The following is a 26,678-nucleotide window of genomic DNA, read 5'->3' as shown; positions in this document are numbered from 1 at the left end:
ATAATAATGGATGATGAATAAATGGGGGGAACATCATGATATATTTGCTGTCTGTTTTAGCTCTAACATGGAATCCTGTTATATGGAGAGTACATTATAAACAAAGATCATTTATTTCTTTTCAAGTAATTAGATTATTACTCGGTCTTGCGATTATTTTTTGCATTTCCTATTTTGGGTTAGTTGATCATACCTTGCAAGCTTTCATTAGTTATGGTCTATATATACTAGGTTTTTTTCTACTATTGGACATTTTATATGCTCAAACGAAGAAAGCAAGGATAACGCCGATTATTGGAGCGGTTTTCATTATTGCAGGTTTATTTTTCAGTTTTATCTATCCAATTACGATTACGAACGACAAATACGAGTTTGTCAAAGCAAAAGTAAAAACTGTATCCAAAATAGATGCATCCATCGATGAAAAGCATATTCCGGTTGTACCGGAAAAATATGCCCGTTACCGCAGCGAAAAATTAATAGGGGAGTTAAAGCATTCATCCTATTATGACCTAGGAGACTCAACCATTCAAAAAATGGATGGTCATCTATATTGGGTAACACCAATCGAATACACTGGGTTTTTCAAATGGATCAAAGGGGAGAAGGTTCCCGGATATATCAAAATGAGTGCGGAGGATGAAAGAGCAGAAGCACAATTAATAAAGACAAAAATGACATATGTGCCATCTGCATTCTTTGGAAAAAATGTCAAAAGACATGTCCGCAGCTTGCACAAAGATAAAATATTATTGGATGTCAGCTTCGAGCCAGACGACCAAGACCACCCTTACTATGTTATTCCATATGGGGAGTACAAAAAGTTTAGAAATATTGTCGATGTTCAAGGAATTTATTTAGTCGACCCTGCTACAGGAAAGACTAAGGAATATACACTTGCAAACCTGCCGGACTTTATTGATCACGCTATTCCAACAAGCGTTGCAGAAGATTGGAATGAATGGTATGGCAAATATGTTCACGGCTTTTGGAATTCGCACTTTTCCCAAGAGGATGTGATGGTTCCGACCCAATGGAAGGGTGTCGACGAAGTAAACGGTGTATTCAATCAAGACCTGCAACTACATTGGTTTACGGACTTTACCCGTCCAAAATCAGGAAGCGGTTCAATGGTTAGCTATTCGATTTTAAATGCACGTACCGGGAAATTCACCTTTTATACAGAAGGGAATGGCCTCCTAAATGGGAAATCAGCCATGAACGTTGCGGAAAAAACCTTCAGGGCAAATAAATATGATGCGGGCACTCCTATTCTATATTCGATTTATGGTCAATTCACATGGGTAGTTCCGTTAATGGATTCGAATCATGTGTTAAGAGAAATGATGCTTATTAATGCAAAAGATGAAAAGGTATATAGCGCTGAGGACTCCAAACGAGCCTTATTTGATAACTATAAATATGCCATTGCCACAAAACTAGGAAACGATGTTGCAACACCAACAGATCAAGCGCTGCTTAAATCGTTAAAAGGAACCGTTACTCATGTATACAAAGCTGAAACGGCACAGAGTACAACGGTCAAATTCATGGTGGATGGCAGTGAGAAAATCTTTGTTGTACAATCAACGGATTTTCCGTATTCAATCTTTTTGGAGAAAGGTTCTGTCGTTGAATTTAAGTATATTGATACGAATGAAACGATCGCTTCTATTAATGGGGAGTTTAAAATATTAAAATAAAATAAAAAAAGGAGTATCTAAAGCAAAAGATGCTCCTTTTTTGTACATTAAATAAAAAGTAAAAAGTGCTAAATAGATGATTTATAAAAAATTTTCTTCAGACAAAAAGAAGATCCCATGCAATTTCCTTTGAAAAGTGGATGAAGGACAAAACCAAGAAGAAAACAAACAAAAATGTCCTTCACAAAGGGAATGAAGGACAAAACCAAGAAGAAAATAAACAAAAATGTCCTTCATAAAGTGGATGAAGGACAAAACCAAGAAGAAAACAAACAAATTATCCTTCATACAAGTAAATGAGGATCAAAAAATGGTGATTAGTTCCATCCGTACTAACTTAACTATTAATTTGCAACTACATCAATCTCAAACCCAAGATCCTCTAATAACTGATGATCAGCCGTTGCAGATTGTCCTTCTGTTGTAAGATAATCTCCAATAAATATAGAGTTGGCTGGATAAAGACCTAAAGGCTGCAGGCTCCTTAAATTAACCTCACGTCCTCCGGAAATACGAATTTCTTTCGAAGGGTTTATGTAACGGAAGAGGCAGAGCACTTTCAAACAATACCTGGGGTTAAGCTCATTTACCCCCTCAAGAGGTGTACCTTCGACAGCATGAAGAAAGTTTACTGGAATGGAATCGGCATCAAGGATTTTAAGGCTTCTTGCCATATCTATAACATCCTGTTTTGATTCCTTCATCCCAACAATAACGCCGGAGCAAGGGGAAATGCCGCTATCCTTGACCAGATTCACCGTGTTAACACGATCCTGATATGTATGTGAGGTAGTAATACATGTGTGATGAGACTCTGAAGTATTAATATTATGATTATATCGATCCACACCTGCTGCCTTCAGTTTCGATGCTTGTTCAGGCTTTAGAATACCAAGACATGCGCAAATTTTAAGTGGATAGTTCGCTTTGATATCTTCTACAGCGGAAACAATATGATCCAGTTCCCGATTGGTTGGTCCGCGTCCGCTCGCAACAATGCAATAAGTTCCAGCCTGGAGTTCAGCGGCATGTTTAGCACCTTGTACAATCGTATCTTTGTCAACCAAGGCATATTTTTCAATCGGTGCCTTTGAAATAATCGATTGAGCACAGTAACCGCAATTTTCCGGGCAAAGTCCCGATTTTGTATTAATAATCATGTTTAACTTAACTTTGTTTCCATAATAATGCTTCCTTATTTGGTAAGCACCATGGAGTAATTCCAATAGATCCTCATCCGGGCAATTTAAAATGGCTAGCGCTTCATTATCCGTTAATTCATACCCATCTAAAACTTGACTCCCTAATAGTTTCCAATCCATCTGTATTCCCCTTTCCATCTGAAAGTACCATATGCTTCTATAGAATAAAGGAAAAACAGAAGTAATGTCAACTTTATATAAAAATAGGTTAACATTATTATATCTAATGTTAACCTATTCAATCACAATATAAACCCACAAATCTAAGATTGAGATAACATATATCCTATTACCTATAAGTGGAAATAAAAATAAGCAGAGAACAAAATGTCTCTGCTTTTCAAAGTAGGAGGGATGTGGGGAATCTCCTTTGAAATCTATCTATATGACAATATGAGGCAAAAGAACTACAAGAGGAAATTCGTGAAAAGGGGATTTATTTAATAATAGGAGCCCCAACGATTCTTTCTGGTGAATTCCCTAAGATCAATAAACTAATTCGGGAATATCCGATGCCTTTTATATTTATAAAAGTTTTCTTTAATACCGGAAAATCAATATCATCCTTCAATGTTTGAAGTTCTTTCTTATATAAACGTAAAACAGAACCTTGGACAAATGGAGGAGTATAACGACTTGCATCTTCATCCATCAATAAACTGCCCATGTACTGATATTTAAATTGCAATGCTCTAGTAAAGCTAACAACATGAACGAGTTTTTCGTAAAGCTCAGGGTATGAAGTCTGAAGCTCTGCTAATGCCTCTTTTGCAATTTTTAACTCATCAAGGCTTGTTAGTGTCAGCATCATCCATCCTCCTTAAAATATTTTTTAACTAATGAAGACTATGTCTAGATCCAGCGCCTACGCTTTTCTTAGTTATCCCATGGCTTGTTAATAGTAATGTAGCCTGCTAATTCCTTACTTTTTTGTCTTCTTAATTTACGTATTTCGGCACGTTCTTTACCTGTATTGTAAAGGAATTTTTCTTCTTCTGTTTCTGGTATTACACCTGGTACTTCCACTGGTTTCTTGTTTTCATCTAATGCAACAAAGGTTAAAAATGCGGTTGCTGCAATTCGGCGTTCGCCGGTCATGATATCTTCCGCGATGACTTTGCAGAAGATCTCCATAGACGTTCTTCCTGTATACGTAACAAATGACTCCACACATACGGAGTCTGTTTGATGAATAGGGCAAAGAAAATCAATCGAATCGGTTGATGCAGTAACACATTCTTTAATTCTAGAGTGTCTGCGTGCAGAAAGTGTGGCGGCATCGTCTAGTTTTTTCATTAAAATTCCGCCGAATAATGTATTATAATTATTTAAATCACAAGATAAAACTTGTGCAGTATTTACGATACGGCTTTCTTTCACTTTTTTTGCGTTCATATTACAACATCCTTTCTTGTTTGGAATCCAAAGATGAAATACCAGAAAGGTTTTTAGCCTACTATAAAATTGTAAGCCGCATCGTTATGTAAGTAAAATGGATATATTTTATGTGTAATATAGCTTTTATCTATGTAAATGCTTCCAACCATAATGAAAAGGCATACAACTTATATTCCTTTTTTGAGTTCCTTTTTTGTAAAGGTGAGCCATTCGCGAGCTGCGAAGGAAAGATACTGATGCTTTGCCCATATAATTCCTAAATTCCAGCTTATGGATGGGTTTACAACCTTTATTGATCGGACTTTTTTATTTAATTGATGGCACAGACTTTCCGGTAAAAGGGAGACCCCCAAATTCCAAGAAACCATTTCTTCAATAAAGGACCATTGAGAACTTTTAGAGATAATTTTTGGATCAAATCCTACACTGTGACAAGAAGAGATGATACGGTCATGCAGAACAAATTCCTTATTAAATAAAATAAAGGATTCATTTGCAAGCTCTATTAAATCGATTTGTTCGCGATTTGCTAACGGGTGAGAAGGATGCAAAATGAGATTTAAATCTTCTTCCATAAAGGAAAAATGGTTAAAAATTTCATTATTAGTTGGAAGCACAACAACGCCAACATCCAGTAAATTGTTTTCAACTTCCTCCTCTACTTTTTTGGATCCGTCCTCTGTTAATTGAAAGGTAATACCTGGATATTTATTAGCAAAAAGGCCAATAAATTTAAGCAAAAAATGCGCGTCAAAAATAGGGGGAAGTCCAATTCTGATGGTCCCCGTTTTAAGACCTAAGAGATTATCTAATTCCGATTCTAAATTATGAAAAGCCTGGTCCACTAACTTTGCTTGCTCTAATATCACTTTGCCGGCATCTGTTAATGTTAATTGCTTCCGAGAGCGGTCAAAGAGAGAAACACCCAGCTCTGTTTCAAGGTTCTTGATCATTTTGCTAATGGTGGGCTGTGTAATAAATAAATGCTCCGCTGCAATCGAGAAGCTATTATATTTCGTTACTTCGATAAAATACTGCAAATGCTTGATGTCCAAATAGATACACCTGCCTGGATAAAATGTATAAATAATATTTTACTTATCGACGCAATGTTTTTAAAGTCTTAGTCCTTTATAAATGGAAATGAAGCGTCAAACTGACGCCTCATCTTATAAAGGAGGTAGTGTGATGTTAACAAACCCAAGCAGCACCAACGATAATTAACAAGATGAACAATACGACTATTAATACAAACATGTTGCCTCCACCGCCCACTGGCATAGCATAACTATATCCTCTATTACAGCAAAATCCCATTATAAGCACCTCCATTCAAACAGGATTGTTATATTGTATGTAGAAACTATTTCTTTTGTATGGACGTGTGCTGAATAATGGGAATATAGGTGAAAGTATTTGAGTCTTTTAATAAAACCCGTCATCCATATTTTTTCCGTAAAAAATTTCATCCATTTCGGTTTGCAATTTTTTTGTAATATGTTCAATCTCAGCAGATGTTAGCTTATCTTTTGTATATCCAAATAGATAGTTATTAAGATCAAAATCCTTGAGCTTGCATTTTGTATGAAAAATATGCTCTTGGTAAACATTCACATCAATCATGTCATATTGGTTTATTATATTGTCAGGTATGTAATTTTGAATCGAACTAATTTCATGATCAATAAACAATTTATGACCAGTTTTATCTCGTGTAAATCCCCGAACACGATAATCAATGGTCATAATATCGGTATCAAAGGAATGAATAAGATGGTTTAATGCTTTAAGAGGAGAAATTTCTCCACATGTAGATACATCAATATCGGCACGAAAGGTGCTGATTCCTTCATCCGGATGATATTCCGGGTAGGTATGGACGGTAATATGACTTTTATCCAGCTGCATGACAACGGAGTCAGGCAATGGACCGGGTGACTCAGAAAAAGATTCATTCGGCACTTCTACAACTGGCCCCTCTGAAATAAGCATCGTTACACTGGCACCCTGTGGTACATAATCCTGTTGAGCAATATTTAAAACATGCGCCCCAATAATATCCGAAACAGCCTTAAGTATTTTCGTTAACCGGTCGGAATTATACTGTTCATCAATGTAAGCAATGTATGCTTCACGTTCGTCTTTCGTTTTAGTATAACAAATATCGTACATATTGAAGCTAAGCGATTTAGTCAGATTGTTGAAGCCATGCAGTTCAATTCGCTGTTCAGGTGTTAAATTCATTATGCATTTCCCCTTATTATAAATATTTTTATATTGCCCAATGATGGGGAAATCATGCTAAATTAAGGGGAAGCCAGGGGGAGAAGGTGCGATATTAACAAACCTTCATCCTAACCCTTTAATCTTTTTCGCACTTAAAAAAGATATGCTAAATTTAATTTATATCAAAGAAAAGGGGAAATCGTAATGAAAGAGAAAATCGTGGTTTCTTTTAGCGGGGGGAAGGATTGTGCATTAGCAATGAATAGATTGATAAAGGAAGGAAAATGGGAAATTGATTCACTCTTAACAACTGTTACGGATGATTACAACCGGACATCTATGCATGGGGTTCGCGAAGAATTCCTTGAAAAGCAAGCAGATTCATTAGGAGTAAAACTCCGAAAAGTGCGAATCCCCAGCCATTGCAGCAATGAAATATATCAACAAAAGATGAAAGAAGCAGTAGCGCAAATAAAAGAAGCTGGAATCCATTATATTATGTTTGGGGATATTTATTTAAAGGATGTAAAAGAATATCGTGAAAAAATGTTGGAAGGAACAGGATTAACACCAATTTTCCCTATCTGGGGTGAGAAGCCAAATGATTTAATTCGAGAGTATTTAGCAGAAGGCTTTCGAACAAGATTGACATGTGTGGATTCTGAACAATTGGATCCAGCATTTGTTGGACATGAAATTGACCCGCAATTCATCGAAGACTATCCATTGAACGCAGATATATGCGGTGAAAATGGGGAATACCACACATTTGTATTTGATGGGCCAATTTTCTCTTTTCCGATTAAGCATACATTAGGGGAAAGCAGAATAGCAGATAAACGTTTTTATTATGTAGATATTATTGATTAAAGAGGATTTTTTCTGAAGAATATGTGGGGAAATAGACAAACTTATACGAGGAACAATATTGATGTGAAAATATAAATAAAAAACGGAGTAACCTTTATCAAGGTTATTCCGTTTCATTTTTCATTCATCATTAGTTTAAAATCTTTATCTTAACCGTTCTGCGTCCAAAGGACACGGCCGCTTTGTGGGATGGCATGAGAATATCAATTCTATGTCCATTAATGGCACCGCCTGTATCACCTGCGATTGCAACACCATATCCTTCCACCCAGACCTTGCTGCCTAGAGGAATGACATTTGGATCAACTGCAATTAATTTCATATTAGGGTTTTTACGAATATCGTATCCCAGTGTGGTGATATGTCCTTTAGTATCTTGATAACTATAGGCTGTTGCGTTCATATACAATTCTGTTCCACCGGCAGGCTGTGGGTCTGAAACTACCGTTCGTTGATCGTCTTGGATTCTTGCCTTTGCAGCTACTCTCTCTTTACGAATATTTTCTTTAATAGTATTGATTTGAGAATATAGACTAGATTTTGTTTGTTTCGCCCGCATGAGGTCTTGATTGATATTTTTATATTTTGCTTGAAGTGTATTAATCACTTCTTGCTTGGATGAAAGTTTCACTTGAAGTTCTTCTTGGCTTGCTGTTAGTTTTTTTCGTTCCGTCGTTAATTCGTCTTCTTTTTTGGCAATTTCTTTTTTATCGTTTTTAATTTTTTTAATATCCTGCTGCTGCTGATCCAATATTTCGCTATCAGCTGAAAGCAGGGTGGATATAGCACTAATTCGGTTAACGAGATCATCGAAGCTTTCTGCATTTAAGAGAGCGTCTAGGACAAAGTTGATTTTGCCCCGTTTTTGAAAAGCAACTAATCGCTTTTTTATGATATTTTTTCGTGCCAACACTTGATCTTCAAGCTGGACGATTTCTTCTTTCTTTTCTTCAATGACCTTGTTAACAGAGCTGATTTTATCCTCAATCGTTGAAATTTCATCTTTGTTTTTTTGAATTAAAGACTGAAGGGATTCCCATTCATTTTTTACGTTATTCAGTTCATCATTAACCTCTTGCTGTTCTTTTTCCTTTTCCGTAATAGCTTGTTGATTGCTTTGTAAATTTCTTTGCATGTTATGTAAGCTATCCACACTAGTCTGTGCATTCGCCGCTATTTCCGTAACAGAAAAACAAAGTGCAGCGGTGGCTAATACCACAATGCCTTTTTTCATTATTTGCATAGGGTAACCTCCTATTCCGTAGTTTAAGTTATAACATAAGAAGGTTAAGGCAAGATTACAGAACTATTACTCTTTATTACTTTTAAATGTCATAGGTAAATAATAGCAATGAAGACTAATAAATAAGTTGATTAAATAGAAATCGAAATCTACAATTAAGGTAAATAGTGGATGTGCAATCTCCTTAGTAGATAAAGGTATATTTTTAAGGATAAAGCTTATAGGTTCGAAAGTTTTCTACTTCAATTTGTTGAACAACCTACTTGAACAGACAGCTAACTCGTAGTTGTAGGAAGTCAGAACATTTATTTATTCTGGTAGAATCTGCTCGAAAAGTTTTTATAAGAGGGCTAAAAAACATGTTGTTAATAGTTCGATTCTTTTTTTATAGTAATAAGAAAGTATAAGTTTAGACTTTGTCTAGCTACAGCGCCTATGGGCTAGCGGATTTCTCCGTCTCCTCCCTGCGGGTAAAACATCAGCTCGTGAACTACCTCAGCACGGTTTCCTTTATCTCGAGGTGAGCGACTACGAAATCAGTACGCCGATAAGCAGGGTGCTTCTGCTTTTCTTATAAATTCACTAGAAAGGAACTGAATAGAGAAAGATGGACAGTTCTATTAATGCTTTAAAAAAGGAAAAAAGGCTTTTACTAGAAAAGTATTTAAAAGAAAACATGCCTAGATACGAAACAATTTTTATGGAGAATGAGGATGCAATATATGCTCTGGATTTAGATGGTCATTTTATGAAAGTGAATCCTGCATGTGAAAGGATTCTCGGAATTCAAGCGGACAATTTAGCGGAAATGACTTTCCAAAAACTTGTTCCAGTGGATGATTTACATAGAGTTTTTCAAAACTTTCATGATGCCTTTGAAGGGAAAATCCAAAACAATGATTATAAAATTACCAAAAATAGCGGGGATCAGGTTTTTTTAAATGTTACGAGCCTGCCGATTATTGTGAATAATGAAGTAGTTGGAATATATGGAGTCGCTAGAGATATCACGGCAATAAAGAAAAAAAACGCAAAAAATCGTAAAGAACAGGATATACATAGATTATTGACAGAAAATTCACTGGACATAATTGTAAGAACAGATTTGGATGGGAATTTTCTTTACCTTTCCCCTTCGTGCGAGCACATTCTTGGCTATACCCCTGAAGAGTTGCTTAACCAGAATAAATTTTCGTATGTTCATTATCATGATAAAAAGAGAGTTATGAAAAACCGTAGTGATGTTATCAGCAAAGGTGAAAATGGAAGAACGACCTTTCGAATGCGTAAAAAGAATGGAAATTATGTATGGGTAGAATCTCTGTTCAAGCTTATCAGAGACCCAAAAACAGATGAAGTAACAGAAGTAATTAGTGTTATTAGAGATATTACGGAAAGAAAATTATCAGAAGATGATGTTAAGAAAAGGGAAGAAACCTACCGGAATTTAGTGGAGAATGCACCGGATGCGGCTATTTTAGCAGCCGGAAATGAAATTCTGTTTATCAATGATACCGGTGTGAATTTACTGGGAGCTTGTACAAAGGAAGTAATATTACAAAAATCACTACTGGATATCATACATCCCGATTATCATGATATTGCATCTAAACGAATGAATCTGGAGGAAGATGGAGAAGACTTCATCGAATATAGGCTTATCCGCTTGGATGGAAGCGAAGTTGATGTGGAAATGAAAGGAATTACGACCATCTATCGAAATAATCCGGTCAAACATATTATTATTCGTGACATTACGGAACGCAAAAAAACACAGGAGCTTCTGTTGCATTCTGAAAAATTATCTGTTGCTGGTCAACTGGCTGCAGGAATTGCTCATGAAGTAAGAAATCCATTAACGGCTATCAAAGGTTTCCTTCAACTTATGCAATCAGAGTTAAAAACTCATTCCAATTATTTTAATATTATTGAATCTGAAATGGACAGAATCGAAATTATTCTTTCAGAGCTATTAGTCCTTGCCAAGCCACAGGATTTGAAGTTTGAAATAAAAGAATTAGCCGTAATGATTGAGCATGTGAAAGCGCTGATTGATACACATGCCATTATGAAAAATATTGTGATCAGCACCAACTACGATTGTGACAATCTCAAGATTAAATGTGATGAGAATCAATTAAAACAAGTATTTATTAACCTGTTGAAAAATTCCATTGAGGCCATGCCTGACGGCGGTAATATAACAATTGAATTAAAAGAACATGGTCAAGATAAAGTAAAAATGTTATTTAAAGATACAGGATTCGGTATTCCAAAGGAGCTTTTGAAAAAGATTGGACAGCCATTTTTTACAACAAAAGAAAATGGCACGGGACTCGGTTTCATGATATCTAAACAAATCATCGAAAATCATCATGGCACTATTCATATTTGGAGCGACTCGAAAGGAACGATCATTGAAATTATCTTGCCGCTAAACTAAACATTCCCACCCAGAACAACTCCATAAAATGACATACAGCACAAGATAGCCTTGTGCTTTTAGTTTGGTAGTAACAAGATAAAAAACTTACGTATAAAAAGCTTGGTCCATGGCAGAACCAAGCTTTTTAAATTTCCTTTGATGAGATTGTTGAATTCCTTTTTATATTCCAACGTTTCGATGGTCTCCAAGGAATTGTTTTTTACGCGTAATTTGTGCCACATAACTATGCATTACCATCCCAACAATCACGACAAACATTCCGAACCACGAAAGAAGAGACGGATTTGGAATGGATAGAAACAGCAGTTCTCCGATTAAGGTAAAAAGCACTTCCATGGATTGGGTAGCTTCTACAGAAGCAAGTTTTTGCATATTTCCTCTTACCATATCGGTTGCTTTGAAAAATAAAACAGTTGCAATAACACCGGAGCAGATGGCAACTAATCCTGATTGAATGGTTTGGCCGAAGCTAGGCAGCCCAACGGTAAAAACTCCATAGACAGATAATAAAATCCAGAGAGGCAAGCTAGCCAAAGTCATGCCTAGTACACGCTGATACGCATCTAAACGTCCCATACAAATATCCATCATTTTTCGATTTCCCAACGGATAAGCTAGTGAGGCGATGAGAACAGGTATTACTCCGAGCAGAACATTTTCAAGGGAAACATGCTTGGAATGCTCTAATTGCATTAGAATAATTCCTAATAAAATGATAAGCGACATGACCAATCCTTTATACGGAATTTTTCCTCGAATCTTCACCGGGCCGTTGATAGTCTCCACTGTTTCAAAAAAAAGCGGAGTGAGCAGGGCACCTGAAATAATCGTAATCTGCCATGTTCCTGCAATAAGCCAACCCGGTGAATAAGCGGCAGCAAAGCATAAAGGTGCATAAAAAAGTCCAAATCCAACAAAGCTCCATAGCAGCCAGCTGACGGGACGTACTCTTAATTCGTGGAAAAGTTCCTTGAGATTTCCTTTTATTCCTACAATACATACTAAAAATGGGACCATGAATATATATCTCAGCGACGCACTCCAAATCCAGCTTCCCCCTGATAAGTCCATCGCCTGATTAAGAATAAAAGTAAACGCAAAAAAGAAGGCAGCACAGATGCCAAGAAAAATCGGTCGCAATATAAACACCTCTAATTAGTAACAATTTCGGTAACCTAAACGATAATATTATATAAATATATCTTAATTTTGATGTTCATTCAATGGGAAGTTTGAATATTCTCATAAATATAGATGGCTTTGTACACTTTATGTGAAATGGTGAATTAGCGTGGATTTTATGCTGAGGAATAAATTGGTCTCACGGAAGACAACAGCACCCGCGAGACTTATCACTAATATTTACATATTAAAATTTTTCCCTTATTTGGAAATATGGCGGATATCAACTGCCAGGAGCTCCGGGAGTATAATAATACGGAGGTACTTTTATCCAACCGTTTCTTCTCATTAAAGTTTTAAAAGAGGAACCGTACTTTAAAAGTTCATATTGAATTTGTAATAATAACTCACATGAATCACTTCTGACTGACATAGCCAATGCTTGTCCGATTAATGTAATTTGAGCTGCCACTTTTACAGAAACCAGATTAGCTAGTTCTTCATCTGTATACTTTACCCCAAGAGGAATGGAATTTGGATCTGACTTTGGCTTTTCCTCTGAGGTATCGGGAAGTGGAATTCCTTCTTTTTTAAAAAAAGTTCTTAATTGGTTTGAAATTGCCTTTGATGATTGCTCGCCATTTTTTAATGCATGTATTAAATCATCATCATTTGTTGTGTTTAAGCCAATTTGATAAACACTAATTCCCTCTTCTAACATGGTCAAAAGGACCATAGACTATTAACTTCTCCGACATGAAGTGGATTTTTCTCCTCACAATCAATAAGAGTTTTGAAAAAGTCTTTGGTTGATTCAAAAAGATTTGTCATAAAATGTGACCTCCTTATTGAAAAGTATTTTCATATTAATTTGTATTATTCGTTCCTTTTGTGTTAAAAAATGTAAGTTTAATTAATGAGTTTTAATTTTTCTAGGTAACACTTATTGGACACAACAGTTTTTACATCTTTGTATGAAAAAGGGGGCATATCACAAATACTATTTTTGTGAAAAATGTACATAGTAACTATAAAAAGAAGGCAGAGGATAATTTATGGTTTTCTCTAAAAATGTTTTATGGATTATCATCACTTCTATCATCGTCATTTTTCTTCTTTTCCTCATTGTGCCGAAAAATCGAATGCGGGAAGCGTGGTTAAATTTTATTTTTTTTCAAAGCTTAACGTGGGGAGCAGGGGTTATTTTGGCTGAATATGATTTGGTAAAAAGCACTTTTCGGATGTTTCCAAAGGCAACGACACAAAACTTTTTCAATGATTTTATTATTTTCCCGGTCTTTTCTGTACTTTATTATTTTCTTTTTCCATATCATCGAAATCGGTATATCCAATGTATATTTGTTCTGGGGGCTACTATTTTCATTAGTATATATGATTTTTCAGTTGAAAAATTTACGGATATGAAGAGATACATTCATTGGAGCGTATTCAACCAATTTATTCTGGCATTGATATTTAATTTAGGGTCCTTATGGTTTACAAAATGGTTTTTTAAGAAATCAAAGGAGCGTAATATGGTGAACTATGAATAGGAACATCATCATTGAGACATTAATATGGATTATTTCCTTTCTGTTGCTTTTTATTTTTGTTCCCAAACAAAAAATTCGTGATGCATGGGTTAGCTTTTTATTTATGCAGCTTCCAGCCTGGATTCTTGGACTTGCAGTTGTCCAATATGGGCTTATTGAATATCCAAGTCGTTTCTTTGCTCATGCGGTACGGACAAGCTTTACATTTGAGTTTCTTGCCTTTCCTGTGATTAGTGTTCTTTTTAATATCCATTATCCAACCCAAAAAGGTTTTTGGTGGAAAATCTTTTATGTTTTTGCCTTTCCTACTATATTAGTACCAGTTGAAGTCCTAATATTACGCTATACTGACTTGGTTAAATATATTCATTGGACATGGTACACTTCATGGATCTCCATCATGCTCACTCTTCTTCTTTCCTATCTATTTTATAAATGGTTTAACAAGAAAAATAATGTAAGTAAGGGATTCCGTTGACAAAGATGGGGAGAATGTTAAACTAAAATTGTTTAAAAAAGGGACACAATTAAAGAATGGGAGTGGGAAAAACCTTGGAAGAAGAATGGTTATTTCTTGATACTGGGATAAGCTCTCCTGCGTTTAACATGGCAATGGATGAGGTTCTTCTTAACTGGCATAGTAAAGGGGAGATTCCACCTGTGCTTCGTTTCTATGAATGGGAGCCGGCGGGATTATCACTGGGACATTTTCAGAAAACAGTTGGAAGAATCGATGTTTCTGCCGCAAAGGAGAGGGGAATTGACATCGTCAGGCGTCCGACCGGGGGTCTCGCGGTATTGCATGACAAGGAGTTAACCTACTCTGTTATTATTAGTGAAAAACATAAAAAAATGTCGCCTTCTATCATTGAATCTTATCGGGTCTTGTCCCAAGGGTTGTTAGAAGGTTATCGATTACTTGGTATTTCAGCTGAATTAGCGATACCGGATGCCCCGATAGGGAAAACGGGGACAGCTGTTTGTTTTGAGGAAGCATCATGGTATGAATTAGAAATTGGCGGGAAAAAGGCTGCAGGAAGTGCCCAAACCCGACAAAAAGGGGTCATTTTACAGCATGGCTCGATTCCAATGGAGATGGATGAAGATGCTTTATATAATCTATTTATCTTCCCTAATGAAAAAGTAAAGCTAAGAGCGAAAAACGCATTTAAAGACAAAGCTGTCTCGATTAATCAAATTTTGGGCAGAAAAGCAACACTGGAAGAGGTTAAAGACGCTTTTAAAAATGGCTTCAAAAAAGGGCTGAATATCGAATTAACTCCATATGAACCACCACAACAAATGATTGATGAAGCTCAAAGCCTAATGGCAGAAAAGTATGCAACAGATAGTTATACCTTTTATCGATAAGGAGTGTACATAGTGGTTAACAAAAATGATGAATACTTAAGAAAGCCTGAGTGGTTAAAAATTAAATTAAACACAAACAAAACCTATACCGGTTTGAAAAAAATGATGCGCGAAGAAAGATTGCATACCGTTTGTGAGGAAGCAAAATGTCCTAATATCCATGAGTGCTGGGCGGTACGAAAAACAGCAACCTTTATGATCCTTGGTGATCTTTGTACACGCGGCTGCCGCTTCTGTGCGGTGAAAACTGGGTTACCGACTGAATTAGATTGGGAAGAACCGGAACGTGTAGCTAGATCTGTTGAAGTAATGGGATTGCGCCATTGCGTTATTACCGCTGTTGCACGTGATGACCTTGCTGATGGAGGTGCGGCTATTTTTGCTGAAACGATTCGTGCAATTAGACGCCGTGTTCCATCTTGTACGGTAGAAGTGCTGCCTTCAGATATGAAAGGTGATTACGAAAGCTTGAAAACATTAATGGATGCAAAACCGGATATTTTTAACCATAATATCGAAACAGTGGAGCGATTAACAAAACGAGTTCGTTCTAAAGCAACTTATCAACGTTCATTAGAACTTTTGAAAAGAGTAAAAGAAATTAGCCCGAATACACCAACAAAATCAAGTATTATGGTTGGACTTGGTGAAACGAAAGAGGAAATCATTCAAGCAATGGATGACCTACTGGCACATAATGTAGATATTATGACAATCGGTCAATATTTACAGCCTACTAAGAAACATCTTAAAGTTGAACGCTATGTACACCCAGATGAATTTGCAGAATTAAAGGAAATTGCCTTGCAAAAAGGTTTCAAACATTGTGAGGCAGGTCCACTCGTTCGTTCAAGCTATCATGCAGATGAGCAAGTGAACAAAGCTGCACGTTTAAGACAAATGCAGGGAGAAAACTTAGAGCCTGATCTGGTAATTAGCCAGTATAAATCACAGTTTTCAAATTGACGGAAAAAAATCGAATGGTTTTACCATTCGATTTTTCATTGTGCGCCCGGCATGGGTGTAGTCTCTAGGGTGAAAGTCCCGAACTGTGAAGGCAGAAGTAGCAGTTAGCTTAACGCAAGGGTGTCCGTGGTGACGCGGAATCTGAAGGAAGCGAGCGGCAAACTTCCGGTCTGAGGAACACGAACTTCATACAAGGCTAGGTATCATTGGATGAGTTTGCAATACAAAACAAAGTCCTTTCTGCCGAAGGTGATACAAAGTAAATGAAGCAGATAGATGGAAGGAAAGATTGCACTCTTACCCGGGGAGGTCTGGTTGATACGCCAAGTACACTTGGTAACCTATCTAGTAATGGATAGCTGAACAATCAGAAGTCAGCCGAAGTCGTAGTACTTGGTTTGCTCGAGAGAATCAAGGAAGGACTGAACCATTTTAGGAGAACAAACACTCGGCAAACGGTTCTTTATGTATGAAAGCAGAAAATTCTTACGGAACCTACCTGAAAGGAAGAAATGGTGAATTCCATGGGGGACTTCGGGAGGGCTTAGTAAAGAACCCACTTAATGAGAATGTATTGTTCACGTAGAAAGGATAAATCTCAATGTTAATGGAACGAATGCTGTCACGGGAAAATCTTTTATTGGCATTAAAGCGAGTAGAAAAGAACAAAGGAAGTCATGGAGTAGACAATATGTCCGTAAAAGACCTACGAAGACATATTCTCGAAACGTGGGATACACTTAAAACATCCTTAATGGAGGGTACTTATCAACCTTCTCCTGTCCGTCGGGTTGAAATCCCAAAACCGAACGGTGGAGTAAGGTTATTAGGTATCCCAACCGTGACAGACCGTTTCATCCAACAGGCGATTACTCAGATTTTAACCCCTATCTTCGACCCGACTTTTTCAACACAGAGCTATGGTTTTCGACCAAACAAACGAGGTCATGACGGTGTTAGACAAGCGAAGAAATATATCGAAGAGGGATACCGATGGGTAGTCGACATGGACTTGGAGAAATTCTTTGATAAAGTCAATCATGATAGATTAATGCGGACTCTATCCAAAAGGATTCAAGACAGAACGCTCCTATCACTAATTCGGAAGTATCTACAGTCTGGCATTATGATTAATGGAGTCATAACGAAATCCGAGGAGGGTACGCCCCAAGGTGGACCATTAAGTCCTTTACTCTCCAATATCGTTCTAGATGAACTAGACAAAGAGTTAGAAAAGAGAGGGCACAAGTTTGTCCGATACGCAGATGATTGTAATATCTACGTAAAATCGAGAAGAGCCGGAGAGCGAGTAATGGACTCGATTACTACTTTCATTGAATTTACTCTAAAACTAAAGGTGAATCGAGAAAAGTCAGCTGTAGACAGACCTTGGAAAAGAAAGTTTTTAGGTTTTAGCTTCACATTTCATAAGAAACCGAAGGTGCGGATGTCAAACCAAAGTATTCAACGTGTCAAGAAACGGATACGAGAATTAACTTCAAGGTCAAAACCAATTCCAATGGATTATAGAATAGAGAAGCTGAATCAATATTTGATTGGCTGGTGCGGATATTATGCATTAGCAGATACACCCACTATTTTCAAAGAATTAGACGAATGGATTAGAAGGCGTCTCAGAATGTGCCAATGGAAAGAATGGAAGAAACCAAAAACCAAAGTAAGAAAACTCATTGGATTAGGGATTCCAAAAGAGAAGGCATACGAATGGGGAAACTCTAGAAAGAAATATTGGAGAATAGCCAGAAGCCCAATCCTACAGAAAACCCTCACAAACTCCTATTGGGAGATGCGAGGGCTGAAGAGTCTTTATGTGAGATATTCTCAACTACGTCAGACATAAATGGAACCGCCGTATACGGAACCGTACGTACGGTGGTGTGAGAGGTCGGGGGTTAGTCACCTCCTCCTACTCGATTTAATAAAAAGTATTTCGAAATTCGTAATTTTAGCTTGACAAATCTTTTGAAGGTATGTAAAATTCAATACATTGTGTTAGTACTTACAAATATTAATCTACTAATCTATTGTAATTATTCAAATCATGGAAAAATGCATTCCCGCTTCTTGGCGGGTATTTTAAATGCATTCCTCAAACATTATCATTTGCTGGTTCTTATCAACCTTATTATTATGTAACCCAAACTCATCTTAGAAAATGGAATTTTATTTTAAAACATAGCAATACCTGGTGAATTTACAGCAATGACACTAACTCAACTTATAAGAGTAAAAAAATATACAACATCAAGGAGGAACAGAAACAAAAATGAATACGACAAAAATGAATAGTTCGGTTCGAACAGGTCCCATTTTTACTGTGATGCTAATTGGAGCTGTGATTGCCTTTTTGAATCAGACGTTAATCAATGTTGCTTTGCCACAGATGATGAATAGACTTCATATTTCTGCGACAACAGCTGACTGGTTAACTACTATTTTTATGCTTGTAAACGGAATTGTTATCCCTATTACGGCTTATTTAATGAACCGTTTTACAACAAGACAGCTTTATCTTACCTCTATGGGTTTATTTGCAATAGGTACATTAATCTGCGGCATTGCTCCGAATTTTTCTGTTATTTTAATCGGAAGAGTAGTGCAGGCTGTTGGTGCAGGAATTTTATTTCCATTAATTACGAATGTGATTTTTATTTTATTTCCACCTGAGCGCCGTGGCTTTGCAATGGGTCTATTTGGTGTAGCAATGAACTTTGCTCCTGCTGTCGGTCCTACATTATCCGGGTGGATTGTCCAAAGTCATTCATGGAGAGTTTTATTCTTTATCATATTTCCATTCGCGCTCTTGAACTTTATCATTGCGATTTTTCTTATGAAAAATGTTTCAGAAACGAGTCGCCCGAAATTGGATGTTATAGGTGTAATCTTATCCACCATTGGGTTTGGCGGAATTTTATATGGATTTGCAACAGCAGGTACAAATGGCTGGGGTGGAGCCGATGTCATAAGCATGTTCATTATTGGCGGTATCAGCTTAATTTTGTTTGTATGGAGACAATGGGTGGTCGAAGAACCTATCCTGGAATTTCGAATTTTCCGCTATAAAATTTTCTCGCTTACTACCGTTATTAACGTTGTCGTAACAATGGCAATGTACTCCGGTATGATACTAATGCCGATCTATATGCAAAATGTACGTGGATTTTCACCGCTCTTGTCTGGACTTATGCTTTTGCCTGGCGGAATTGTGATGGGAATTATGTCGCCGATTACCGGAAAATTATTTGATAAATATGGTGCGAAATGGTTAACGGTTATCGGTCTCGCAATTACGATATTAACCACTTTTGCTCTTACAAGGCTGGAAGTAACCACGACATTCACCTATATTGTAACGGTGTATACGATAAGAATGCTGGGAATGTCATTAGTGATGATGCCAATCTTTACGGCTGGTTTAAATGAATTATCATCCAATTTAAATAAGTTTGGTACGGCAATGGTTAATACACTTAGAATGATTGCCGGAGCAGTCGGGATGGCATTCTTCGTCTCTATTATGACGAATAAAGGTGCTAGTCATATGAAAGATATTATGATACAAGAACATATTTTGAAATCGGATAAAGTACATTTTTTACTTGCAGAGCATCAAGGTATGGTCATGGGAATTAATGATGCCTTTATGGTAGCGACCGCCTTATCCATTGTTGCGTTTCTTCTATCCTTTTTTATCCGGAGAACAACCCCTCAGAAGGATACGATTTCTAATCGGGTAAGAAAGCCAAGAAGGAAAATAGTCGGAGTTCAATAATCATTGAAAAGTCATTGCCGGTTTTGAAATTAATCAACATCATACGAATAAAGCCTACCCCATCTTTGATGAGAGGTAGGCTTTTGTTTTCCTATAAGATAACTTTTTCTTATGTTAAAACATTAAAAATCGAACATTTTCATAAAGTACCTTCTGTCTTATAGTAAAAATATAGTAACGAAGAAAGGCCGGAGGGGATAAAGAATGGAGCAAACAAAAAAGGATGTCAGGCAACAATTTGGGCAAAGTGCGCAGTCCTATGTGGAAAGTAAACAGCATAAAGATGGGAATGATCTTCAGAAGCTAGTAGGAATGGCAAGCATTACGGGTAAGGAAGAACTGCTTGATATTGCAACAGGCGGGGGGCATACGGCTAATGCATTTGCATCCCGTGTGAGAAGTGTAACGGCACTTGATTTAACAAAGGAAATGCTAGCTGCTGCTGAAAAATTTATAAAAGGCAATGGGCATCATAATGTTCAGTTCATGGAAGGGGATGCTGAGAAATTACCATTTGCGAATGAAACTTTTGATATTGTAACTTGCCGAATTGCACCGCATCATTTTCCGAATATCCGTGATTTTCTTTCAGAGGTTAATAGGGTATTAAAAAACAATGGTCAATTCTTACTGGACGATAATGTTGCACCAGAGGAAAAAGCTTTTGATGAATTTTATAATACGATAGAAAAAATACGTGATTACAGCCATTTTCGTGCCTGGAAAAAATCAGAGTGGATTCAGATGCTAGAAGATAACGGTTTTGAAGTAGGAGAGTGGCACCGCTTTGAGAAAGTGTTTATTTTTGAACCATGGTGCAACCGAATGAATTTATCAGATAAAGAAAAAGAGCATTTAAATTCATTTATATTAAATGCTTCCGAAGAGATAAAGGCTAAATTTGCTATAAAAGTGGAAAATAGTCGTGTTGTTTCATTCAAAGGGGAAGCAATTGTTTTGAAAGCTTTAAAAAATTAAATATTATCCTACCGGTGCATTCATATTTTGTTGCACCGGTTTTTTTGGGGGCATTGGTAAAAAAGTTTGGAAAGGATCGTTCAAGCTTGCTTAAAATGAAAAAGAAAAAAAAGAGTTGACGCAAGCTAATGTATCATCTACAATATAAAAACGTAATCATTACGATTTGAATTATAGTTATGTATATTAAGTGAAATTCATACATATTAATGGTGGAAAGTTTAAAAGTAGATTGTAAATCGTAATGAATTCGTTTTGGATTGCTTGGAATATTCAAGAAGACAAATAGGATATATTATTTTTGTTCACTAAATCGTAATCATTACATTTTAAAAAGGAGGAAACATAATGAGTAAAATACCAGTAACAGTATTAAGCGGATATTTAGGGGCAGGAAAGACAACTATTTTGAATCATATTTTGCAAAACCGAGAGAACTTGAAAGTGGCTGTCATTGTCAATGACATGAGTGAAATTAATATTGATGCAGAACTCATAAAGCAAGGAGGGGGACTTCACCGAACAGAAGAAAAGCTTGTTGAATTATCAAATGGCTGCATTTGCTGTACATTAAGAGAAGATCTATTGATTGAAGTGGAAAAATTGGCGAGAAATGGGGAAGTCGATTATATTGTGATTGAGTCAACGGGTATTAGTGAACCAGTACCTGTCGCTCAAACCTTTTCATACATAGATGAGGAATTAGGGATTGATTTAACAAATCTATGTAAATTAGATACAATGGTTACGGTTGTCGATGTTAATCGATTCTGGAAGGATTTCTCTTCAGGCGATTCATTATTGGATAGATTGCAAAATGTCAGCGAGGGTGACGAAAGAACAGTAGCTGATTTACTTATTGACCAAATTGAATTTTGCGATGTCCTTATCATGAATAAATGCGATTTACTTGAAAACGACCAGCTGGAACAATTAGAGCATTTCTTAAGAAAGCTTCAACCTGAGGCTAAACTACTTCGAATAGAACATGGAAAAATTAGTCCATCAGAAATACTAAATACCGGATTATTTGATTTTGAAAGAGCTAGCCAATCTGCTGGATGGTTAAAAGAATTGGAAGCAGAGGAACATATTCCAGAAACAGATGAATATGGGATCAGTTCATTCGTTTATCGAAGTAACATTCCATTTCATTCTGAGCGATTTTGCACTTGGATAGAGAATCTTCCTGCTGAAATTGTCAGATCAAAAGGAATTGTATGGTGTGCTACAAGAAACGACGTTGCGCTGTTGTTATCACAAGCCGGACCATCCATTGAACTTAGTCCGGTTGCGTATTGGATTGCTTCACTTTCTGAAAAGGAACAATCTTATTATTTCGAAAGCGAGCCTGAACTTTTACAGGAATGGGATTCGCAATATGGTGATCGAAAAACAGAGCTTGTGTTTATCGGAATTGACATGAATCAAGAAGAAATCCTAGCATCTCTGGATCAATGTTTACTTACAGAGGAGGAAATAAAACAGGATTGGACTAAATTGGTAGATCCATTTTCATGGATAATAACGGAGCAGATGTAATGATATGCTTGAAAGTGAAAATAATAGTTGGTATAAATCGGAATGATTACATTTTTAAAATATCATGATAGAATGGAGAATAGTAATGCGTTATTTAAAAAATGTTAAAGTGTTAGTGCTTCTTTGTACATTTATTCTTTTGCTCGCAGGATGTGCCAATAGCGGAGACACGAATAAGGCAAAAGACAATGGAAATAAGAAAATGAAGGTAGTTACGACTTTTTATCCAATGTATGAATTTACAAAGAAAGTTGCCGGGGATAAGGCGGATGTACAACTTTTAATCCCGGCGAACGTTGAACCGCATGATTGGGAGCCAACACCAAAGGATGTAGCAAACATTCAAAATGCAAAGCTTCTAGTATATAACAGTGATTCTTTGGAAACATGGGTCCCAAATATAAAGAATAGCTTAGGAAATAATGGTCCGACGTTTGTTGCTGCCAGTAATGGAATCTCCTTAATGAAGGGTGTTGGGGATGAGGAATCAAAAGGCGGCAGCCAAATGGACCCGCATGTATGGTTAAGCCCTGCGCTTGCTGGGCAAGAAGTGAAAACCATTACGCAAGCATTAGTAAAAGCAGATCCTAAAAATCAAAGCTATTATGAAAAAAATAGTAATGAATATTTAAATAAATTGAATAAACTTGATAATAAATTTCGTACGGAATTAAAAGATGTAAAGAGAAATGAAATTATCACACAACATGCAGCATTCGGCTACCTTGCCAAAGAGTATCATCTGAAGCAGGTTCCAATTGCAGGGCTGTCTCCAGATCAAGAACCTAGCCCGGCAAAGCTGGCGGAGCTGAAAAAATTCGCTAAAAAGCATGATTTAAAAGTTATATATTATGAGGAATTGACTTCTCCAAAGGTTGCCGAAACACTTGCAAAAGAAATCGGGGCTAAGACTGAAGTGCTTAATACATTAGAAGGGTTAAGCAAAGAAGATCAGAAAAAAGGAATGGATTATATTTCTGTAATGGAAGAGAATTTAAAAAGCCTAAAACAAACGTTGAATGAGTAATAACTCTAATGAGAGATATTCACAGGCTTAGAATATAAATGTTGGTCAATCTACTTTTTCTTTTGCTGTTATTCGGCATTAAAACATATTCAGGTAGATTGACCAACAATATATTTTTTTACAGAGAAAATAGTTAATATTTCTTCCTGATGATAGATTTAAGTGTTATAGAAAGGATGCAAAAATATGAAACTAGCAGCATTAGATGATATTGTTTTTGGCTATTCTCATTTTCCAACATTAAATGGAATTTCATTTGAAATAGATTCAGGAGAATTTGTAGGGATAACAGGGGCTAATGGCGCCTCCAAATCGACTATGCTTAAATTGATGCTTGGATTAATTAAACCATGGTCTGGAAATGTATTTATAAGTAAAAAGAACAGCTCAGGAGATCCATTAAAAATTGGGTATGTGCCACAACAAATTGCCTCTTTTAATGTCGGTTTTCCTAGTACGGTTATTGAATTAGTTCGTTCTGGCAGATTTCAAGAAAAGAAGTGGTATCAACGACTAACGGAAAAAGACCATATATTAGTAGAAAATGCCTTGAAAATGGTGGGAATGTGGGAATTTAGGAATAAAAAAATTGGTGCCCTTTCTGGAGGGCAAAAGCAAAAAATTTGTATCGCAAGAGTTCTTGCTACAGAACCAGATTTATTAGTTTTAGATGAACCAACAACTGGAATGGATTATGAAAGTCGCCAAAGTTTTTACGAATTCATGCGCCATCAAGTAAAAAAACATAAAAGAACGGTTGTTATGGTAACACATGATGGGGAAGAAGCGGGTGCTAGCTTTGATAAAGTCATACATCTCGAGAAAGGAGAACACGGAGAATGGAAATGTTTAACCTTGAGTTCATGCAACGGGCATTTTGGGCAGGCGGACTCATTGCTATCATCGCACCTATAATAGGAATATTTCTTGTGTTAAGAAGACAGGCTTTGATGGCTGATACGTTATCGCATATTTCTTTAGCGGGTGTGGCGATTGGCTTTTTTATTCATTCCAATGTAACGTTTTCCAGTATGTTGATTGTTATTATTGGTGCCATCGGAATTGAATATATGCGCCGGTCTTATCATTCTTATTCCGAAGTTTCGATTGCTATTTTAATGGCGGCAGGTTTATCCTTTGCATTATTTTTAATGAGTGTAACGGATGGCGGGATGAGCCCAAATATAGAGCAGTATTTATTTGGATCGATCGTCACGATTAGTAGTGAGCAAGTAAATGTTTTAATAGGTGTAACATTCCTTGTGCTATTATATTTTCTTATTTTTAAGAGGCAATTATTTTTAATGACGTTTGATGAAGATACAGCCCATTCAAGTGGAGTGAATACGAATCTATTATCCTTATCGTTTAGCATCCTAACAGGTCTTGCGGTCTCCGTTATTATTCCAACTATTGGTGTTTTATTAGTTTCCGCCCTATTAGTGCTCCCGGCTTCCTTCGCGATTAAATTAGCGAAAGGTTTTAAGTATGTTTTTATCACTGCTATTCTCGTAGCTTTAGGTAGTGTTTTTATCGGATTAGTTTCTTCTTACCACCTTGGAACTCCTCCTGGCGCCACTATTACATTGCTTTTAGTTATCATCCTCTTATTAGGATTTAGCATTCAAAAAATAGCTACTTATATAATTAGAATGAGAAAACGAAGGAAGAATCCTTTAAAAAATATAGACTAGTCATCCATCTGACTAGTCTGTTTTTATGCCAATATCGTATACATACGGCTGAGCCGGTTCCTTATTTTTTCGACAGATTTAACAGATAAACTTACAATGAAACAGCCATTTTCATTTTCCTCCTCCTAGTTGAGAAATAGGATTGAATTATACAGCATATACATTATAAATCGTAATCATTTTGATTATTGTTCACCTACAAGCGTTACAAGAGAAACAATGACTTGAATCTTCTTTAAGAAATTTATCTATTAGATTCTAACAACAAAGTTACATTCATAGAATGCTAGTAATAGGAGGTAGACAAATGTTTGAAAAAAATCATAAACCAATCCATATTGTCGTTTTTTTGAGCAGGATATTTGTTGGTGTGATAATGGTTTTTTTATTTGTATTCTGTTTAGTCATTTCACCGTTGAGTCCTTCATCCGCATCCTTAAAACATTCTATGAGCAAGTCAGATATTTCAGGTTTGTTTGTCTATATGCTACAAAGTGAAAACCACTCGTTGTTTACGGGCAAGCATGTCAACGCTGATATTTCTCTATCTAAAGTTCTATTCACTCTAGTAACAAATATCAATCCCTCCAAGTCTATTACTCTACTTGGGAGCGAAATACCAGGATTAGATGTATACAATACGGAAATTGCAATTGCTGGAAAGGGGACAAACCTTACAAATCTTCCATTTGATCCTCCTCCTAAATCAGATGATGACATCACGAAGGAGCGGCAAATAGCTGATGAACAAAACGTAAATGATAAGGAGAATAACTCTGGAGGAAACAATCAACAAGGCCAAGATGATAAAAACAACTTGAAAAAGGCAGTATATATTTATCATACACATAGTTGGGAATCATTTTTACCGCTAATCAACGGTGCTAAAGTACCCGATGACGCAACAAGTACAAATAATAAAATTAACGTAGTAGCTGTAGGAACGAGACTAAGTCAAGACTTGATAAATAAAGGTATTGGTGTAGAACATGATACTAGTAATATGGGTGCAGAATTAAAGGGGAAAAATTGGAATTATAATAATTCATACTCCCTTTCGCGTGAGCATGTTCAGGAAGCGATGACAGGGGATCGTGACGTAAAGTTTTTAATAGATATTCATCGGGACTCGCAACGAAAGGCGATTACTACAACGACTATTAATGACAAAAAATATGCAAGAATAGATATCATTGTTGGAAAAGAAAATCAAAATTATAAAGAGAATTTAAATTATGCCAAGGAACTAAACTCTTTGTTAGAGAAGTTATATCCGGGTCTGAGTCGTGGAGTTTTTATTAAGAGCAAGAGTGATGGAAATGGGATTTATAACCAAGATCTTTCTAATCGTTCTATTTTGCTTGAGTTTGGTGGTGTCGATAATAATTTAGAAGAATTATATAATGCGGTGGATGCTTTTGCTAAAGTATTTAGTGAGTATTATTGGAAAGCGGAAGAAGTAAATGGCTAAACTTTCTCCTATTAATTATCAACTTGATTTGTATAAAAAAATAGCTCAGGTATTGTCCTAAGCTATTTTTTAA

The 26,678-nt window shown here is 36.4% G+C and carries 24 protein-coding genes; 15 read left to right on the top strand and 9 right to left on the bottom strand.

Going from position 1 to position 26,678, the window contains the following annotated elements:
* The first annotated feature begins 35 nt into the window (after positions 1–35).
* Positions 36–1,703 (top strand): hypothetical protein, encoded by a 1,668-nt coding sequence (locus tag NSQ59_RS22980; protein ID WP_340832856.1) that lies wholly within the window; start codon positions 36–38, stop codon positions 1,701–1,703.
* Positions 1,704–2,047: 344 nt separating this feature from the next.
* Here the strand turns inward: NSQ59_RS22980 and bioB are convergent, their stop codons facing one another.
* From bioB to speD, 6 genes are all read right to left on the bottom strand, one after another.
* Entirely contained in the window at positions 2,048–3,025 is a 978-nt protein-coding gene (gene bioB, locus NSQ59_RS22975; RefSeq protein ID WP_055742343.1) for a biotin synthase BioB, read from the bottom strand.
* 316 nt (positions 3,026–3,341) lie between these two features.
* A complete protein-coding gene (locus NSQ59_RS22970) occupies positions 3,342–3,713 on the bottom strand; it encodes a hypothetical protein (RefSeq protein ID WP_235950599.1) in 372 nt (123 codons plus the stop codon).
* A gap of 68 nt (positions 3,714–3,781) precedes the next feature.
* The gene (locus NSQ59_RS22965; protein WP_055742341.1) at positions 3,782–4,300 is read right to left on the bottom strand and encodes an acyl-CoA thioesterase; all 519 of its coding nucleotides are present in this window, start codon (positions 4,298–4,300) and stop codon (positions 3,782–3,784) included.
* 170 nt (positions 4,301–4,470) lie between these two features.
* Positions 4,471–5,358 carry a cidABC operon transcriptional activator CidR gene (cidR, locus tag NSQ59_RS22960; RefSeq protein WP_055742340.1) on the bottom strand — a complete coding sequence of 296 codons (888 nt, stop codon included), beginning with the start codon at positions 5,356–5,358 and terminating at the stop codon, positions 4,471–4,473.
* A gap of 136 nt (positions 5,359–5,494) precedes the next feature.
* A complete protein-coding gene (locus tag NSQ59_RS22955; RefSeq protein WP_152982461.1) occupies positions 5,495–5,620 on the bottom strand; it encodes a YjcZ family sporulation protein in 126 nt (41 codons plus the stop codon).
* A 108-nt stretch (positions 5,621–5,728) separates the two neighbouring features.
* Complete coding sequence (gene speD / locus NSQ59_RS22950; RefSeq protein WP_055742339.1) at positions 5,729–6,547, bottom strand: adenosylmethionine decarboxylase; 819 nt, start codon at positions 6,545–6,547, stop codon at positions 5,729–5,731.
* A gap of 186 nt (positions 6,548–6,733) precedes the next feature.
* Here speD and NSQ59_RS22945 point away from each other — a divergent pair, with 186 nt between their 5' ends.
* Positions 6,734–7,399, top strand: coding sequence for a Dph6-related ATP pyrophosphatase (locus tag NSQ59_RS22945; protein ID WP_340832855.1), 666 nt, complete (start codon positions 6,734–6,736; stop codon positions 7,397–7,399).
* A gap of 130 nt (positions 7,400–7,529) precedes the next feature.
* On the opposite strand, the gene NSQ59_RS22940 is transcribed toward NSQ59_RS22945, so the two are convergent.
* The gene (locus tag NSQ59_RS22940; protein ID WP_340832854.1) at positions 7,530–8,642 is read right to left on the bottom strand and encodes a 3D domain-containing protein; all 1,113 of its coding nucleotides are present in this window, start codon (positions 8,640–8,642) and stop codon (positions 7,530–7,532) included.
* 607 nt (positions 8,643–9,249) lie between these two features.
* On the opposite strand from NSQ59_RS22940, the gene NSQ59_RS22935 reads away from it, so the two are divergent.
* Positions 9,250–11,085, top strand: a complete 1,836-nt coding sequence (locus NSQ59_RS22935; RefSeq protein ID WP_055742336.1) for a PAS domain-containing sensor histidine kinase — start codon at positions 9,250–9,252, stop codon at positions 11,083–11,085.
* Between the two features lie 162 nt (positions 11,086–11,247).
* Here NSQ59_RS22935 and NSQ59_RS22930 read toward each other — a convergent pair whose 3' ends face one another.
* Together NSQ59_RS22930 and NSQ59_RS22925 are read right to left on the bottom strand one after the other, a co-directional pair.
* Entirely contained in the window at positions 11,248–12,228 is a 981-nt protein-coding gene (locus NSQ59_RS22930; RefSeq protein ID WP_055742335.1) for a DMT family transporter, read from the bottom strand.
* Between the two features lie 265 nt (positions 12,229–12,493).
* Complete coding sequence (locus NSQ59_RS22925) at positions 12,494–12,946, bottom strand: DUF3231 family protein (protein WP_340832853.1); 453 nt, start codon at positions 12,944–12,946, stop codon at positions 12,494–12,496.
* A 319-nt stretch (positions 12,947–13,265) separates the two neighbouring features.
* On the opposite strand from NSQ59_RS22925, the gene NSQ59_RS22920 reads away from it, so the two are divergent.
* The 12 genes from NSQ59_RS22920 (at position 13,266) to spoIIP (ending at position 26,605) form a co-directional block, all read left to right on the top strand.
* Complete coding sequence (locus NSQ59_RS22920) at positions 13,266–13,763, top strand: CBO0543 family protein (RefSeq protein ID WP_055742333.1); 498 nt, start codon at positions 13,266–13,268, stop codon at positions 13,761–13,763.
* The gene (locus tag NSQ59_RS22915) at positions 13,756–14,241 is read left to right on the top strand and encodes a CBO0543 family protein (RefSeq protein WP_055742332.1); all 486 of its coding nucleotides are present in this window, start codon (positions 13,756–13,758) and stop codon (positions 14,239–14,241) included. Before NSQ59_RS22920 ends, NSQ59_RS22915 begins: the two co-directional genes overlap by 8 nt.
* A 128-nt stretch (positions 14,242–14,369) precedes the next feature.
* Entirely contained in the window at positions 14,370–15,134 is a 765-nt protein-coding gene (locus NSQ59_RS22910) for a lipoate--protein ligase family protein (RefSeq protein WP_235950830.1), read from the top strand.
* Positions 15,135–15,146: 12 nt separating this feature from the next.
* The gene (lipA, locus tag NSQ59_RS22905; RefSeq protein ID WP_055742330.1) at positions 15,147–16,100 is read left to right on the top strand and encodes a lipoyl synthase; all 954 of its coding nucleotides are present in this window, start codon (positions 15,147–15,149) and stop codon (positions 16,098–16,100) included.
* A 601-nt stretch (positions 16,101–16,701) separates the two neighbouring features.
* Entirely contained in the window at positions 16,702–17,961 is a 1,260-nt protein-coding gene (ltrA, locus tag NSQ59_RS22900; RefSeq protein ID WP_055737770.1) for a group II intron reverse transcriptase/maturase, read from the top strand.
* Between the two features lie 426 nt (positions 17,962–18,387).
* On the top strand, positions 18,388–19,893 hold the full coding sequence (locus tag NSQ59_RS22895; protein WP_055742328.1) for a DHA2 family efflux MFS transporter permease subunit: 1,506 nt from the start codon (positions 18,388–18,390) through the stop codon (positions 19,891–19,893).
* A gap of 204 nt (positions 19,894–20,097) precedes the next feature.
* The gene (locus NSQ59_RS22890) at positions 20,098–20,871 is read left to right on the top strand and encodes a class I SAM-dependent methyltransferase (protein ID WP_055742327.1); all 774 of its coding nucleotides are present in this window, start codon (positions 20,098–20,100) and stop codon (positions 20,869–20,871) included.
* Between the two features lie 345 nt (positions 20,872–21,216).
* Positions 21,217–22,413, top strand: coding sequence for a GTP-binding protein (locus tag NSQ59_RS22885; protein ID WP_280513098.1), 1,197 nt, complete (start codon positions 21,217–21,219; stop codon positions 22,411–22,413).
* Between the two features lie 85 nt (positions 22,414–22,498).
* Entirely contained in the window at positions 22,499–23,440 is a 942-nt protein-coding gene (locus tag NSQ59_RS22880) for a metal ABC transporter substrate-binding protein (protein ID WP_055742325.1), read from the top strand.
* Between the two features lie 186 nt (positions 23,441–23,626).
* The gene (locus NSQ59_RS22875; protein WP_055742324.1) at positions 23,627–24,355 is read left to right on the top strand and encodes a metal ABC transporter ATP-binding protein; all 729 of its coding nucleotides are present in this window, start codon (positions 23,627–23,629) and stop codon (positions 24,353–24,355) included.
* A complete protein-coding gene (locus NSQ59_RS22870; protein WP_055742323.1) occupies positions 24,280–25,134 on the top strand; it encodes a metal ABC transporter permease in 855 nt (284 codons plus the stop codon). The genes NSQ59_RS22875 and NSQ59_RS22870 overlap by 76 nt, the downstream gene beginning before the upstream one ends.
* A gap of 307 nt (positions 25,135–25,441) precedes the next feature.
* Positions 25,442–26,605: a stage II sporulation protein P gene (spoIIP, locus tag NSQ59_RS22865; RefSeq protein ID WP_340832851.1), complete on the top strand. Its 1,164-nt coding sequence runs from the start codon at positions 25,442–25,444 to the stop codon at positions 26,603–26,605.
* Positions 26,606–26,678 lie beyond the last annotated feature (73 nt).

Source organism: Margalitia sp. FSL K6-0131 (assembly GCF_038008735.1).
GTDB lineage: Bacteria > Bacillota > Bacilli > Bacillales > Bacillaceae_C > Margalitia > Margalitia shackletonii.
The sequence above is the reverse complement of the archived record's forward strand: the minus strand, read 5'-3'. Positions and strand labels throughout refer to the sequence as shown.